13 protein-coding genes and 1 pseudogene are annotated in these 15,504 nt (G+C 71.8%); 2 read left to right on the plus strand and 12 right to left on the minus strand.

The features are described from left to right. The 5 genes and pseudogenes from DEP02_RS18855 to DEP02_RS18875 all read right to left on the minus strand — a co-directional run. A pseudogene (locus tag DEP02_RS18855) lies at positions 1 to 813 on the minus strand ((2Fe-2S)-binding protein); the annotation flags it as partial. Further along, positions 810 to 1,703 (minus strand): FAD binding domain-containing protein, encoded by an 894-nt coding sequence (locus DEP02_RS18860; protein ID WP_112468869.1) that lies wholly within the window; start codon positions 1,701 to 1,703, stop codon positions 810 to 812. The pseudogene DEP02_RS18855 and the gene DEP02_RS18860, both read right to left, overlap by 4 nt. A gap of 302 nt (positions 1,704 to 2,005) precedes the next feature. Further along, positions 2,006 to 3,673: a beta-N-acetylhexosaminidase gene (locus tag DEP02_RS18865; RefSeq protein ID WP_112468870.1), complete on the minus strand. Its 1,668-nt coding sequence runs from the start codon at positions 3,671 to 3,673 to the stop codon at positions 2,006 to 2,008. Positions 3,674 to 3,840: 167 nt separating this feature from the next. Beyond that, positions 3,841 to 4,119, minus strand: coding sequence for a DUF3039 domain-containing protein (locus tag DEP02_RS18870; RefSeq protein ID WP_111003985.1), 279 nt, complete (start codon positions 4,117 to 4,119; stop codon positions 3,841 to 3,843). A gap of 28 nt (positions 4,120 to 4,147) precedes the next feature. Next, positions 4,148 to 4,720 carry a YqgE/AlgH family protein gene (locus DEP02_RS18875; RefSeq protein ID WP_198668484.1) on the minus strand — a complete coding sequence of 191 codons (573 nt, stop codon included), beginning with the start codon at positions 4,718 to 4,720 and terminating at the stop codon, positions 4,148 to 4,150. A gap of 332 nt (positions 4,721 to 5,052) precedes the next feature. Between DEP02_RS18875 and murA the strand changes: the two genes are divergently transcribed. Continuing rightward, positions 5,053 to 6,393 carry a UDP-N-acetylglucosamine 1-carboxyvinyltransferase gene (gene murA, locus DEP02_RS18880; RefSeq protein WP_112468872.1) on the plus strand — a complete coding sequence of 447 codons (1,341 nt, stop codon included), beginning with the start codon at positions 5,053 to 5,055 and terminating at the stop codon, positions 6,391 to 6,393. Positions 6,394 to 6,566: 173 nt separating this feature from the next. Here the strand turns inward: murA and DEP02_RS18885 are convergent, their stop codons facing one another. From DEP02_RS18885 to DEP02_RS18915, 7 genes are all read right to left on the minus strand, one after another. Further along, a complete protein-coding gene (locus DEP02_RS18885; RefSeq protein ID WP_112468873.1) occupies positions 6,567 to 6,848 on the minus strand; it encodes an HU family DNA-binding protein in 282 nt (93 codons plus the stop codon). Positions 6,849 to 7,155: 307 nt separating this feature from the next. After that, complete coding sequence (locus DEP02_RS18890) at positions 7,156 to 8,571, minus strand: NAD-dependent malic enzyme (RefSeq protein WP_112468874.1); 1,416 nt, start codon at positions 8,569 to 8,571, stop codon at positions 7,156 to 7,158. A gap of 422 nt (positions 8,572 to 8,993) precedes the next feature. Further along, complete coding sequence (locus DEP02_RS18895; protein ID WP_112468875.1) at positions 8,994 to 11,327, minus strand: HelD family protein; 2,334 nt, start codon at positions 11,325 to 11,327, stop codon at positions 8,994 to 8,996. Between the two features lie 73 nt (positions 11,328 to 11,400). Beyond that, positions 11,401 to 12,159, minus strand: coding sequence for an anti-sigma factor family protein (locus DEP02_RS18900; protein ID WP_112468876.1), 759 nt, complete (start codon positions 12,157 to 12,159; stop codon positions 11,401 to 11,403). Positions 12,160 to 12,209: 50 nt separating this feature from the next. Continuing rightward, positions 12,210 to 12,731, minus strand: coding sequence for a sigma-70 family RNA polymerase sigma factor (locus tag DEP02_RS18905; protein ID WP_198668485.1), 522 nt, complete (start codon positions 12,729 to 12,731; stop codon positions 12,210 to 12,212). A 353-nt stretch (positions 12,732 to 13,084) separates the two neighbouring features. Beyond that, positions 13,085 to 13,678, minus strand: coding sequence for a CGNR zinc finger domain-containing protein (locus DEP02_RS18910; RefSeq protein ID WP_112468878.1), 594 nt, complete (start codon positions 13,676 to 13,678; stop codon positions 13,085 to 13,087). 221 nt (positions 13,679 to 13,899) lie between these two features. Next, positions 13,900 to 14,715, minus strand: coding sequence for a hypothetical protein (locus DEP02_RS18915; RefSeq protein ID WP_232839183.1), 816 nt, complete (start codon positions 14,713 to 14,715; stop codon positions 13,900 to 13,902). Between the two features lie 315 nt (positions 14,716 to 15,030). Between DEP02_RS18915 and DEP02_RS18920 the strand changes: the two genes are divergently transcribed. Continuing rightward, a complete protein-coding gene (locus tag DEP02_RS18920; RefSeq protein ID WP_112468880.1) occupies positions 15,031 to 15,414 on the plus strand; it encodes a PaaI family thioesterase in 384 nt (127 codons plus the stop codon). The last annotated feature ends 90 nt before the right edge of the window (positions 15,415 to 15,504 follow it).

Here is a 15,504-nt window from a genome sequence, read left to right on the forward strand (position 1 = left end):
CCCCGCCTGTCGGCCTTCCGCACGGGCGTCCGCCGGCGTCCGCTCGCCACCATGCGCGCCGCCGGCCGAAGCCCCGGCCCGGTACGGGTCCTGCGCCGGCTCGGTACCGTGCCCGCCGCCGGCCGGCTGTCCGGCCGGTCCACGCGCGTGCGTGCCGTCCGCCGGCTGCTCGCCCGGCTGCCCGGCCGTCTCCGTCCCGGTGCGCGGCCGGCTCCACGCCTCGCCCACCGTCTCCGTCGCCCACGGCGCGGGCGCGCCGCCGGGGAGGGTGGGCGGAGGGGTGCCGCCCCACTGCTGGACCAGGGACGAGGTGGTGAACTCACCCGACTCGTCCGGGATGTCGCCCCCGGCGACGGGGATCGACCACTGCCCGGTCACATCCTGTCCGGTCACATCCCGCCCGGACGCGTGCGGGGCCTCGGCGGCCCGGCCCGCCTGGGTCTCGTCGAAGGTCCAGTGCTGGGTGACCTCCGGACGGTACGTGAACCGGTCGTCCGCCTCCGCGCCCGCATCCTGCGGCACGGCGTCGGGCTCGGGCCACCGGGCGCCCTCGGCGGGCGCGCCCGGCACGGCCCAACTGCCGGTGGCCGCCGGGTCGGTGGCCGACTCCGAGGTGGACGTGACCGTTATCTGCGGCGGCACGTAGCCCTGCCCGGGCGCGGCGAGCGGACTGTCGGCGGCCAGGAGGGCGTCGATACCGCCCTCGGGCAGCTTCACGAACGCGGTGGCGCCGTCGTCGTAGTCGCCCTGGGGCAGCGGGTCCCAGCGTCCGCCGCCGCCCGGGGCGCCCTCTCCGTGCTGGTCGTCGGTCACGACAGCGCCCTCCCCAGTGCTCGTCGGGCCAGCGCGGCGACGGTGCGCCGCAGATGCAGTACGGCGGGCGGAAGCTGCTGCACGGAGCCGTCCTCGGCCGGGGCCGGGTCGGGGATGCAGGCCGCGGCGACGTACTCCCCGAAGGCGTTCAGTGCCTCCGGGACGATCGCGCGGCTGTTGTCCCAGTCGATGAGCCGGCCCACCCAGTGCTCGGCGTCCAGGGGCCTGAGCGGCATCGGCGCTATGGCGCCCACCGCGCACCGCACCCCGCGCCGGGCCGGGTCGAGGACCAGCGCCACGGACGCGACCGCGCGGCCCGGGCCGGTGCGGCCGGTCGCCTTGAGGAAGACCTGCGGCGCGTGCAGCAGCGGCACGCGCACGTAGCCGATGAGTTCGCCCGCGCGGAGCATCTCCACGCCGGCCAGCAGGTGCGACACCGGGATCTCCCGGCGGGCTCCGCCCGGGCCCGCGATGATCAGCGTCGCCTCCAGGGCGGCCAGCACCGGCAGCGCGTCCCCGGTGGGGGCGGCCGAGGCGATGTTGCCGCCGAGGGTGCCCGCGTTGCGGATGTGCGGCGGGCCGGCCGCGCGCGCCGCCGCCGCGAGGGCGGGGATGAGGGCGGCGAAGTCGGGGCGCCCCATACGCGCGTGCGTGAGGCCCGCGCCGAGCAGCGCGTGGCCGTCCTGGTACTGCCAGCCGCGGATCTCGCTGATCCGGCCGAGGCCGACCAGCGCGGCGGGTCTGAGCTGCCCGGAGTTGACGGCGGCCATGAGGTCGGTGCCGCCCGCCACGGGAACCGCGGCGGGCATGGCGGTGAGCGCCGCCACGGCCTCGTCCAGCGTCGTGGGCAACGTGACGGCCTGCCCCGCCTGCGGTGCGTGCGTGGTCAAAACCGGCTGCCCCTTCCCGCTGCACACTGGTCCCACCTGTGCTGCCGTACGGTACGTGCTGACAGGCCGGACGTGGCAACTCTGGCACATCTTCGCAGTGGCCGAAGACAGGGGTCCGCTAAGGGGCATTCGCCCACCTCACCAGCGACATGACCCGTTTTGGCGCGGCATCACCGGTGCGGGCGAATTTCCACTCTTCGCTGACACTTGCGGGCTTTTTCCGGCGCCAGTTCGAGACGGCGGACGGTCGGCCACCCCGGCGCCGGCCGCCTCGCGCCGACCGGCCGCCTCGCACCGGCCGACTACCGCGACGGCGGCGGCCCCTCGACGGGCCGTCCCAGGACACCCGGCCGCCGCTGCCACGGACGCGGCCCGGTGGGCGGGCGGTAGCCGACACCGAGGGCGTCCAGCCGCCGGTAGTGGGCGGTCATCCGCCGCTCGAAACCGGCGAAGTCGCGTTCCGCGGGGGCGGGCAGAGCGCTCCAGGCGACCTCGGCGAACGCGGCCAGCCTGGGGAAGACCTGGTAGTCCACGCGCGCGGAGTCCTCCATGACCTCCGTCCACACATTGGCCTGGGTGCCCAGCACATGACGGGCCTGCTCCGCGTCGAGCTCGGGGGGAACCGGCTCGAACCGGTAGACGTCCTCCAGGGTGCGCACGTAGCCGATCGGCACGGGCTCGTCCTCGCCCGGGGCCTGACGGTGGTCCAGGTACACCTGCTGCTCCGGGCACATGACGACGTCGTGACCGGCCCGCGCGGCGGCGATCCCGCCCGCGTATCCCCGCCAGGACGACACCGCGGCTCCGGGCGCGAGACCGCCCTCCAGGATCTCGTCCCAGCCGATCAGCCGGCGCCCGCGCGCGGAGAGCCAGCGGTCGAAGTGGCCGACGAACCACGCCTGCAGCTCGTCCTCGTCCGCCAGCCCGAGTTCCTTGATGCGCGCCTGCGCGGTGGGCGAGGCCCGCCACTGCTCCTTGGGGCACTCGTCGCCGCCGATGTGGACGAACGCCGAGAACCCCGTGGACTCCACCGCGTCCGCCGGGAACAGTTCGAGCAGCTCCTCGAAGACGCCCTCGTAGAACCGCAGGGTGTTGTCGGTGGGGGCGAGTACGTTCGGATTGATCCCCCAGTTGTCCCAGACGGTGAGGGCGGAGGTGTCGATGACGTCGGTGTTGCCGAGTTCGGGGTACGCGGCGATGGCGGCCTGCGAGTGCCCGGGTACGTCCACCTCGGGGACGACGCTGATGTGCCGCTCGGCGGCGTAGGCGACGATCTCCCGGATGTCGTCCCGGGTGTAGTGGCCGCCGTGCGGCTTGTCCTCCCACAGCGGGGACGCCCGGTGGCCGAATTTCGTCCGCGCCCGCCAGGAGCCGACCTCCGTCAGTCTCGGGTGGCGCTCGATCTCGACGCGCCATCCCTGGTCGTCCGTCAGGTGCAGGTGCAGCACGTTGAGTTTGTGCGCGGCCATCAGATCGACGTAGCGCAGGACGCCGTCCTTGGGCATGAAGTGCCGGGCCACGTCGAGCATCAGCCCGCGCCAGCGGAAGCGCGGGGCGTCCTCGACGACCTGGGCCGGGACCGCGTGGGCGGCGTCCGGCCGTACGGGGGCACGCCGGAAGGCGTCCGGTCCGAGCATCTGGCGCAGGGTCTGGGCGCCCCAGAAGACGCCGGCCGGAGAGCCGCCGCGGATCTCGACGCCCCGGCCGGGGACGGCGGCGAGCCGGTACGCCTCGGGCTCCAGGGTGTCGTCCAGGTGCAGCCGTACGGCGTTCCGGGCGTCCTCGGGGCCGGCCGGGAGGGGCAGGCCGAGGGCCGCGCCGAGCGTGGCGCGCAGCCAGCGCTCCGTGGAGCCGGTGCCCGGGGCGGCCCACAGGGTGGTCCCCCGGTCGAGCGGGACGGTGCGGCCCGGGGGGCCGTCCACGGCGCGCGGCGCCGGAATCACGTCGGTCGTGCCCTCGGGGGTAGCCATGCCCCCATGGGTAGCGCCGGGCGCGACGCGGCGCAACGAGCGTTGCACATGCCGCACACGCCCCTCGATGCCGCACACGCCCCTCGACGGCGCAGGCCCCCGGGGGCGCGTCGGAACGCGCCTCGGGGGCCCGGAGGTCTCAGCCGAGCGGTGGCCGGTCGCGCCGGTTACTTCTTGTCGTCGCCGCCCTCGCCGCCGCCGCTCATGGATTCGTAGATCTCCTTGCACAGCGGGCACACGGGGTACTTCTTCGGGTCGCGGCCCGGCACCCACACCTTGCCGCAGAGCGCCACGACGGGTGTGCCGTCGAGGGCGCTCGCCATGATCTTGTCCTTCTGGACATAGTGGGCGAAGCGCTCGTGGTCACCGTCGCCGTGGGACACCTGCGGCGTCGGCTCGACGAGGGTCCCCGTACCAGTGCCGCGCTCGGGCTCGAGAGTGCTCATACGGCAAGGGTACTGAAGCCGGCCGGCGTCAGTTGAGCGACGGGTCGTCCGGATACGTGGCGACCATCGCCAGCTCGTTGCGCTGGCGGCGCAGCACCTCGCGCCAGAGTCTCTCGGGGGACGGGGAGTAGACGTCGCCGGGCTCGGACTCGACGACGTACCAGGCCCCTTCCGCCAGCTCGTCCTCCAGCTGGCCGGGGCCCCAGCCGGCGTATCCGGCGAAGATCCGCAGTGAGCCGAGGACGGAGGCCAGCAGCTCGGGAGGTGCCTCCAGGTCGACGAGACCGATCGCGCCGTGCACCCGGCGCCAGCCCAGCGGGGCGCGTTCACCGGAGCCGTTGCCGGGGACGACGGCGACGCCGAGCGCGGAGTCCAGCGACACCGGGCCGCCCTGGAACACGACACCGGGCTCCCCGGCGAGGTCCGCCCAGCCCTCCAGGATGTCGCCCACGTCCACGGGGGTGGGACGGTTGAGGACGACACCGAGGGAGCCCTCCTCGTCGTGGTCGAGGAGGAGCACCACCGCGCGGTCGAAGTTCGGGTCCGCCAGGGCGGGTGTTGCCACGAGCAGCCGCCCTGTGAGCGAGGACACCTCGGTCATGCCTGACATGATCCCGCATCTTCCCTTCGCGTGGGGAGCCAATCCGGCTACGTGAGTGAGAGCAGTTTGAATCAAAAGGGGCGGCCTGGTCAGGCCTCGTTCGAGGGTGGTGGCGGGCGACGGGCGGGCGCATGAGGGCGTGACCGGCGCACTGCGGTTCCGGTGACCGTCCGTGCCTGGCGCCCAACCGCTCGTGTTGTGACACGCTCATGACCCGACTGGGCTGCCGACGGGCTTACGGAAGGGGGGCGCACGGCGACTACTCTGTCTCTCCGGCCCCCTGACCGAAGTGATCGGCCGGACCCTGACCCACTCATCGGAACGCGAGATAGATGACCGTCAACGACGATGTCCTGCTTGTCCATGGCGGAACCCCGCTGGAGGGCGAGATCCGTGTCCGCGGTGCGAAGAACCTCGTACCGAAGGCCATGGTCGCCGCTCTGCTGGGCGGTGAGCCGAGTCGCCTGCGCAACGTTCCGGACATCCGTGACGTGCGGGTCGTACGCGGTCTGCTGCAACTGCACGGGGTGACGGTCCGGCCGGGTGACGAGCCGGGTGAGCTGGTGCTCGACCCGACCTGTGTGGAGAGCGCGAACGTCGCCGACATCGATGCCCACGCGGGCTCGTCGCGCATCCCGATCCTGTTCTGCGGTCCGCTGCTGCACCGGCTGGGGCACGCGTTCATCCCGGGGCTGGGCGGCTGTGACATCGGCGGCCGGCCGATCGACTTCCACTTCGACGTGTTGCGGCAGTTCGGCGCGGTGATCGAGAAGCGGGCCGACGGCCAGTACCTGGAAGCGCCCAAGGGCCTGCGCGGCACGAAGATCCGCCTCCCCTACCCGTCGGTCGGCGCGACCGAGCAGGTGCTGCTGACGGCCGTGCTGGCCGAGGGCGTCACGGAGCTGTCCAACGCGGCCGTGGAGCCGGAGATCGAGGACCTGATCTGCGTCCTGCAGAAGATGGGCGCGATCATCGCGATGGACACCGACCGCACGATCCGCATCACGGGTGTGGAGAAGCTCGGCGGCTACACCCACCGGGCGCTCTCGGACCGTCTGGAGGCCGCGTCCTGGGCGTCGGCGGCGCTGGCGACCGAGGGCAACATCTACGTCCGTGGCGCGCAGCAGCGGTCGATGATGACGTTCCTGAACACCTACCGGAAGGTGGGCGGCGCGTTCGAGATCGACGACGAGGGCATCCGCTTCTGGCACCCCGGCGGGCAGTTGAAGTCCATCGCGCTGGAGACGGACGTGCACCCCGGTTTCCAGACCGACTGGCAGCAGCCGCTGGTGGTCGCGCTCACCCAGGCGACCGGTCTGTCGATCATCCACGAGACGGTGTACGAGTCCCGGCTGGGCTTCACCTCCGCGCTGAACCAGATGGGCGCGCACATCCAGCTGTACCGCGAGTGCCTGGGCGGCTCCGACTGCCGCTTCGGCCAGCGCAACTTCCTGCACTCCGCGGTGGTCTCCGGCCCGACCCGCCTCCAGGGCTCCGACCTGGTCATCCCGGACCTGCGCGGCGGCTTCTCCTACCTGATCGCCGCCCTGGCCGCCCAGGGCACCTCCCGGGTCCACGGCATCGACCTGATCAACCGTGGCTACGAGAACTTCATGGAGAAGCTCATGGAACTCGGTGCCAAGGTCGAGCTCCCGGGCCACGCCCTCGGCTGACCAGGCCCGCCCGCCCCGCCCCGGCACCCCGGCCGGGGCTCGGCTCCGCTCGGCTCCGCTCAGCGTGCGCGTACGGCGATGGGGCGGCCCCCCAGGCAAGGGAGGGCCGCCCCATTGGCGTGGTGTGCCCTACGGGGCCTCGTACGCCGTTTCGTGGCGTACGGACGGCAAGGTCACTTGCCCTTGGCGGATTCCTTGAGCTTGCTGCCCGCGGAGACCTTCACGCTGTAGCCGGCCGGGATCTGGATCGGCTCGCCGGTCTGCGGGTTGCGGGCGGTGCGAGCGGCACGGTGGGTGCGCTCGAAGGTCAGGAAACCAGGGATGGTGACCTTCTCGTCCCCCTTGGAGACGATGTCGCCGACCACGTCGGCGAACGCGGCCAGCACGGCGTCGGCGTCCTTGCGGGTCACCTCGGCGCGGTCGGCCAGCGCGGCCACCAGCTCACTGCGGTTCATGTTGTTACTCCCGTGTTCTTCTTGCCGTTGAGGCGTGCCACGCGGCGAAGCCGCATGTTGGGCACAGCGAAGCCGATGCTGCCAGGGTCCTCGGCCGGTCCCCGGACCCGGGTCCGTCGCCAGATCCTCGCGCCCAGGGTGGCATCCTGCCTCCACCTGCGGCATCAATGCCAATCCGGCACCCGTAGGAGTCGTGAGAACACCCTTGGGCGTCACACGAAAAGAGTGCCCGATTCCAGGCACGATAAGGCCGCGCCGGTCACCGGATGTCCCGCGACGCGCCGATTTCGCGGCGTCGTGGTGATCGTCACGCCGTCGCCCCGGACCTCTCCGCCGCCTCCCGGACCGCTCCCGCGACCGCGCCCGCGACCCTCTCGTTGAAGACGCTCGGGATGATGTAGTTCGGGTTCAGCTCGTCCTCGGTGACCACGTCGGCGAGGGCCTGCGCGGCGGCCAGCATCATCTCCGTGTTGACGCTGCGGGACTGCGCGTCCAGCAGACCGCGGAAGACGCCCGGGAAGACCAGCACGTTGTTGATCTGGTTGGGGAAGTCGGAGCGGCCGGTGGCCACGACCGCCGCCGTCTCGCGGGCGATCGCCGGGTCCACCTCGGGGTCGGGGTTCGCGAGCGCGAACACGATCGCGCCCTCGGCCATGGCGGACACGTCGTCGCCGTCGATCACGTCGGGCGCCGAGACCCCGATGAAGACGTCCGCGCCGTGCACGGCCTGCTTCAGCGTGCCGGTGAGGTTCTCGGGGTTGGTGTTCTCGGCGATCCACCGCAGCGCCGACTCCGGGGCGGCGTCCACGAGGTCCTCGCGGCCCGCGTGCACGACGCCGTGGATGTCGGCGACGACGGCGTTCTTCACACCGGCCGCGAGCAGCAGCTTGAGGATGGCCGTACCGGCCGCACCGGCACCGGACATCACCACGCGCACGCTGTCGATCTCCTTGCCCACCACGCGCAGCGCGTTGGTCAGCGCGGCGAGCACGACGATCGCGGTGCCGTGCTGGTCGTCGTGGAAGACGGGGATGTCCAGCGCCTCGCGCAGCCGCGCCTCGATCTCGAAGCAGCGCGGCGCGGAGATGTCCTCGAGGTTGACGCCGGCGAACCCGGGGGCGATCGCCTTGACGATCTCGACGATCGCGTCGGTGTCCTGGGTGTCCAGGCAGAGCGGCCAGGCGTCGATGCCGGCGAACCGCTTGAAGAGGGCCGCCTTGCCCTCCATGACCGGCAACGCGGCCTTGGGACCGATGTTGCCCAGCCCCAGCACCGCGGAGCCGTCCGTCACGACCGCAACGGAGTTGCGCTTGATGGTCAGGCGGCGGGCGTCCTCGGGGTTCTCCGCGATCGCCATGCAGACGCGGGCCACACCCGGCGTGTAGACCATGGACAGGTCGTCACGGTTGCGGATGGGGTGCTTGGACGCCATCTCGATCTTGCCGCCGAGGTGCATGAGGAACGTACGGTCCGAGACCTTGCCCAGTGTGACGCCCTCGATGCCGCGCAGCTTCTCGACGATCTCCTGGGCGTGCGTCGTCGAGGTGGCCGCGATGGTGACGTCGATACGGAGCCGCTCGTGGCCGGACGCGGTGACGTCGAGGCCGGTCACCGAGCCTCCGGAGGACTCCACGGCCGTGGTGAGCTGCGATACGGCGCTCCCGCCCGCCGGCACCTCCAGCCGGATCGTCATCGAGTAGGAGACGCTGGGCGCCGTTGCCATGACCGATTTCCTCTGCTTTCACCGTGTCGCGTGGTTGTGCCGTCCGATCGTCGCACCTACCCCTGAGTACGTGGTAACCGCCTTCGATTGCGGACTTTTTGTTCACGGGGACGCGCCATTTTCGGAAAGTGACTTTCACCATACGGGAAAGCCGTCAGACGGCGGAAGGCGACCGCACAGCACGCGCAGCAGTCACAGCAGGCACGGCCCGCACAGCAGGACAACGGAAGAGGCCCACGTCACTCCCGTGACGCGGACCTCTGGAAGTACTTCGGCGACACCGACCCGCCATGCTCGCCTCGCGGCAAGTGGTCGCTCTGAGCGACAAAGGTTGGGCCCGGGGGCTTGGATCGGGCCGGTGTCACGTCCAGGCTAACAAACGGATGCCCCGCGGCCATTCCCGTCGAGACGCTTCATCCGCCTCAGTCCCGCAGCAGGTCCGGCACCCCGGCCCCGTCCGGTTCGTCCCGCTCGCCCGAGACGACCGTCAGCTGCTGAGTGGCCCTGGTCAGCGCGACGTAGAGGACCCGCAGACCGGCCGGGGACTCGTCGGCGATCTCCGCCGGGGAGACGACGATCGTCGCGTCGTACTCCAGCCCCTTCGCCTCCAGGCTGCCCAGGGCCACCACACGGTCGCCGAGCCCGGCGAGCCAGCGGCGGGCCTCCTCGCGCCGGTTCATGGCGACGACCACTCCGACCGTGCCGTCCACCTGGTCCAGCAGCCGCTCGGCCTCCGCCCGTACGGTCTTCTCCACCGAGCCCCGTACGACGGCGAAGCACGGCTCCACCCCCGTGGAGCGGACGGCCGACGGGGACTTGGAGCCGGGCATGGCCAGGGCGAGGACCTTCGAGGCCAGCTGGGCGATCTCCGCCGGGTTGCGGTAGTTCACGGTCAGCTGGAAGCGGCGGCGCGGACGGGTGCCCAGGGCCTCCTCCCGGGCCTCGGCGGCCTCGTCCGGGTCGGACCAGGAGGACTGGGCGGGGTCACCGACGACCGTCCAGGTGGCGTGCCGGCCGCGGCGGCCGACCATCCGCCACTGCATGGGCGTGAGGTCCTGCGCCTCGTCCACGATGACGTGCGCGTACTCGGTGCGCTCCTGCGCGAGGCGCTCGGCCCGCTCCCACTGCGACTCCTCGCGTACGGGCATCAGCTCCTCCAGGCCGGTGAGCTGGTCCAGCGGGTCCAGTTCGCGCTTCCGCCTCGGGCGGGCCGGGGTGCCGAGGATCGCCTGGAGTTCGTCGAGCAGGGCGATGTCGTGCACCGAGTACCCGTCCCGCCTGAGCGAGCGGGCGACCCTGCGCACCTCGCCGGGGTTGAGGACCCGCCGGGCCCAGCGGCCCAGCCGCCGCTCGTCGGCCATGGCGGTGAGCACGGCCCGCGGGGTCAGCTCGGGCCACCAGGCGTCCAGGAAGTCGACGAAGGAGTCCTCGCCGGTGATGTCCTCGTCGAAGGAGGAGCGCAGTTCGGCGGCCAGCTCCGGGTCGGTGTGCCGTCCGCCGGCGCCGGACTTCTCCCACAGGGCGTCCAGCAGCAGCTTGCGGGCGCGCGGGCGCAGCAGGTTGACCGGCGCGGTGCCGCCCAGGGCGGTGTGCCGGATACGGCCCAGCTCCTCGCCCTCCAGCTCCAGCCGGCGCCCGAAGGCGACGACCCGCAGCCGGTCGGGCGCACCGCCGGTTTCCAGCGCTCCGCGGGCCGCCTTCCGCAGCACCTTCAGCATCCGGTACGACCCCTTGGCGCGCGCCACCGACGGGGAGTCGTACAGCGTGGCCTCGGTGCCCTCGACCAGCGAGCCGATCGCGCGGATGGCGACCTGGCCCTCCTCGCCGAGCGAGGGCAGCACGCCCTCGGTGTAGGAGACGAGGAGCGGGGTCGGGGAGACGATCAGGATGCCGCCGGCGTAGCGGCGCCGGTCCTGGTAGAGCAGGTAAGCCGCCCGGTGCAGGGCGACCGCCGTCTTGCCCGTGCCCGGACCGCCCTCGACGTACGTCACCGAGGCGGCGGGGGCGCGGATGACCAGGTCCTGCTCCGCCTGGATGGAGGCGACGATGTCCCGCATGGTGTGGCCGCGGGCCCGGCCGAGCGCCGCCATCAGCGCGCCGTCGCCGATGACGGGCAGCTCGTGGCCGTCGAGGAAGGCCCGCAGCTCCGGGCGCATCAGGTCGTCCTCGACGCCGAGGACGCGCCGCCCCTTGGAGCGGATGACCCGGCGGCGTACGACCCGGCCCGGCTCGACCGGGGTGGAGCGGTAGAAGGGGGCGGCGGCCGGGGCCCGCCAGTCGATGACCAGCGGGGCGTAGTCCTCGTCGAGGACACCGATACGGCCGATGTGCAGGGTCTCTGCGATGTCGGCCGTGTTGTCCTCGCGCACCGCGCCCTCGGCCGGCTCCACGGCGGTGTAGGCCCCGTCGGGTCCCTTCTTGCCGTCCTTGCCGGGCAGCAGGTCGATCCGGCCGAAGAGGAAGTCCTCGAACTCGTTGTTCAGCCGGTTGAGGTGGACGCCCGCCCGGAAGACCTGCGCGTCCCGCTCGGCCAGCGCGCCGGGCGTGCCGACCTGGCCGCGCTGGGCCGCGTCGCGCATCAGGAACTCGGCCTCGTGGATCTTCTCCTCGAGGCGCCGGTACACCCGGTCCAGGTGCTGCTGCTCCCCGCGGATCTCCCGCTCCCGTACGGAGTCGTGCGCCTCACCGTGAACCGGGCCGTGGACCGGGCCGTGGACCGTTCCGACCGCGGAATCCTGTTGAGCCTGTGCGGCCACCGGGCCCCCTTCTGACGTGCTGGGCAGCCGTCAACCGTACGCGAAGGGGACCCGCTCGTGGAAGCCGGACGCCCTAGAGCTTGACCTCGACGAGTCGCTTGCCGTCGAAGGTCATCATCTCGAAGTGGTCGATCTGGTCCGGATCCAGGGCGGCGCCGCCACGGACGTAGAGGGGCTCCCTGGCCTTCTCCGTCCTGGCGTTCGGGATGCCGTAGCCCCAGTCGGGGACGGACCAGGTCGCGAGGGTCTCGCGCTCGCCGTTCCTGCCGACGGCGATCAGCGAGCACTTCTGCGGGCCGGCGACGTTCTTCAGCTCCGCGATGACGCTCGTGCCCCAGTCTTTCTTCTCCAGGGCGATGGTCGCGGTGACCTGCGTCGTCGGGTCCGTCGCCGTGACCTTGTCGGGCATCTCCCGGAAGGTGGTCTGCGCGGTGCCCACCGCCACGTTGGCCTGGCCGCCGCTGTCCGAGCCGCTCACCGCGTACACGGTCAGCGGGCCGCCGATGATCAACGCCGCCGCCGCCGCGACCAGGTAGAAGCCGCGCCGGCGCTTCTGGGCGCGGCGCTCGGCGACCTCGTCGACGAGCTTCTCCACCAGGCGCGGGCCGGGCCTGGCCGACAGGGACTCGCCGATCGCGGGCGAGCCGGAGCCCGGCAGGTCCGCGAGCGCGGCCAGCATCGGTTCCATCCCTGCCAGTTCGTCGAGTTGCTGTGCGCACCACTCGCAGCCGGCGAGGTGCACCTCGAAAGCGGTCGCCTCGGTGTCGTCGAGAATTCCGAGGGCGTAGGCGCCGACGGTCTCGTGCTCGTTCGGGGCCGGAGATCCCTGCATGGGCCCAGACATACCCGAGCCACCCGGTCCGAACCCCCCGTACGTGCTCATCACGCCGTCACCCCCCTCTCCTCCAGAGCCAGCTTCATCGAACGCAGGGCATAGAACACCCGGGAGCGGACGGTGCCGCTGGGTATGCCCAGCGTCGCCGCCGCCTCATTGACGGTACGCCCCTTGAAGTACGTCTCGACCAGCACCTCCCGGTGGGCCGGGGTCAGGTCGTCGAGCGCGTCCGTCAGCGTCATCAGCCACAGCGCCTTGTCGATCTCGTCCTCCGCGGGGATGACCTCCAGCGGCGACGGATCGACCTCCTGCGGCCGGGCCTGCCGACTGCGATGGCCGTCGATGACGATGCGCCGGGCGACCGTCACCAGCCAGGGGCGTACCGAACCGGTCGCTCGATTGAGCTGGCCGGCGTTCTTCCAGGCACGGATGAGCGTCTCCTGCACCACGTCCTCGGCACGCTGCCGGTCTCCGGCGACCAGCCGGAGGACATACGCAAGGAGAGGTCCGGCGTGCTCTCGATACAGCGCACGCATCAACTCCTCATCAGGTTCCGAGGACTGGGACATGCGATGTCGGGCCCTCGCTCCACGTTCTTTGGCCACGGCCGCATCCTTGCGCACGCCCACCTCCGGTGTCCGGGGGTTCCCCCAGTCGGTCGCTCGCCGTCGGATACGGATGTGGGTCGCACCGTGTTCAAAACCGGCCGACGGTTTTCCGCGGGCCGACCTGACGAGGGGGGACATGAGAGCACATTCCCCCCGCACGATGTTTACATTTCCGACACACCGTCAAGATCGCGCTGACTTCCCGTCAAACACGACTGTCAAACGGGGTGTTGCCGAAATCACTTCGACGCCGGCCTCGCACAACCGGCAAATGGGGTGACCGACCGGTCGTTCGGCTTTTCCGGGCTCGATGCCTAGGGGCGGGCGAGGGCGGCGCGGCGGCGGTGGCGGGCCACCCGCTCACGGTTCCCGCACACCTCACTGGAACACCAGCGCCGCCGACGCCCCCGGGACGTGTCCAGGTACACGATCGGGCAGTTGTCGCCCTCGCACTGCCGCAGGGCCGCCCGGGCGACGGGGTCGGTGAGCAGCTCCACGGCGTCCCGGGCGACGGCCGCGAACAGCGCCGCGCACTCGGGCGGACCGGCCAACTCGCGTACGAAGGCGCCGTCTTCGCCCCGTACGGCGCGGGGGGCCGGGGGCGCGGTACGGGCGAGGTCGTTGACGCGGGCGAGGGCGGAGCCGTACGACCGGGGCTTGCCGGCCAGGTGTCCGAGCACCAACAGCCGTACGTCTTCCCGCAACTCGCGGAAGCCGCCGAGCCAGGAGGTGTCCGCGTGCGCCAGCGAAGTACCCGGCGGAACCAGCCCCGCCCCCGCGATCCAGGCACGCAACGGCGGTAGGGAGTCCAGCCGTTCGGCGGGATGGCTGGTGGACAGCAGATCCAGACAGACCCGCCCGGCATCGAACCGCAGCTCGCAGGGACCCGTGACCGTACCCACCACCATGCGTCTGTCACCACCTGGGCTCACCCCGGCCGGCGGACCTGACCGGGGCTCTCGTCGGAGGCCGGAAAACCGCTCCCTCCCACAGTGCCCGACCAGTGCCGCCCCCGATACCCCTCACACACCGGGCACGGCCTGGATGTCCGCGCACTCCGCCTCGGCTGCGAGGTCCAGGGTCGGACAGCAGCCGTGTCCGACCGAGGTCCGGATCAGCAGGCTGCGCCCTACTGGGGGCGGTAGGGCCCCGGCGGCTGCGGCGGGGTGTACGGTCCTGGACCGTACTGGGGGTAGGGCGACCGGGGGTCGGCGTACGGGCCGGGCGGGTGTTGCCGACCGTACTGCCAGCCGTGCGGAGGGCCGTATGCATTGCCGTACGGACCGCTGGCGTACGGCAGTTCCTGCCCGACCCTCCCCGTTGCCTGCGCACCCGGCGGCAGGTACCGCACCCGCCCGCCCCCCTCCGTCACCGGTACGAAACCGGCGGCCCGCAACTGTGCCGCGGCCCTGGCATGGCGCTTCCTCATGACGACGAACCCGATGCCGAAGGAAGTCATGAAGAAGCTCCACATGACCCCGCCGATGACAAGGACCAGCGCATCCGTCCCGAACCGCACCGCGCAAATAACAGACATGACGGTCACAAACAGGCCGCCGAGCGCAAAGGGCAGCTGGGCGTTGTTGCCCGTGAGGTCGAAGGTGATGCGCGCCCTGAGCAGCTCAAACGCTTCCGGCACGACCGGCGGTAGCGACACCCCGTCCCCGGCGTTCGGGTAACGCGCCCAGTTCTGCGCAGCGCGCACCCGCGCCTGCGGACTGGGATCGGGCACGAGGAGCAGCTGAAACCTGCGCTCACGCATCCACTGCGCGTCCGCGTATTCATACCCGAACTGCTGTGCTATGGAGGCAAGTTCGGCCGCCTTCTTCACGCTCCCCGAGGGGATGGGCAGTTCAACGGGCTGCCCTTGCCGCACGAACTCCAGCATCTGCCGAATCCGTCGCTCGCTCACGACATCCGCCCCCTGTTCGACATCCTGGCCCACGATGTTCCGTGTGACGCCGAAGGTACCGCCGGGCAGAAGCCGACCGATACACCCGCGCCCGTCCGGCTCAGGGCTCGCCCCGGCCGCCCTGCCCCCACCGCCTGGGCGGATTTCGTCTCCTGCACGGCACGGACGGGGCGTTGGCCTCGCAGACCGCTGTTCGGCCTTGCCCATGCGACACCGCCCGACAGCGAACTCGGGGAGTGGAATGCCGTCCTGGCCGTGGAACGTTCTCGTCCGCTGCTCCATCCCTCCCAACGGAGGCTGGCAGACTGGCAGTTGACACGCCCCGGCCCCGCCGTTCTCCTGGCGGCCATGCCCTTCGCCACGCGACTGGGCATCGAACTCCACGAGGCCACCCCCGACCGGGCCGTGGGCAGTCTGTCCTGGTCCCCGGAGGCCTGCACCGCGGGTAGTGCCCTGCACGGCGGGGCCCTGATGGCGCTGGCCGACTCCGTCGGCGCCGTCTGTGCCTACCTCAACCTCCCGCCGGGCGCCGGGACGTCCACGGTGGAGTCCAAGACCAACTTCCTGCGGCCAGTGACCTCCGGGCGAGTCCACGCCACGGCCCGCCCCCTGCATGTCGGCGGCACCCTCGTCGTCGTACAGACCGACCTGCGGGACGACGAGGACCGGCTCGTGGGACAGACCACCCAGACCCAGATCGTGCTCGCCGCGAAGGACGACGCCACGGGCTGACCCCGCCCGCGGCCGACGCGGCCCTGCGCCACCTCGTCGACCGTCGCGCGGCCCGTCGCCACCTGCGAGGACGCGAGCAGGTGGCGACGG

This window comes from Streptomyces triticisoli (assembly GCF_003270085.1).
Lineage (GTDB): Bacteria > Actinomycetota > Actinomycetes > Streptomycetales > Streptomycetaceae > Streptomyces > Streptomyces triticisoli.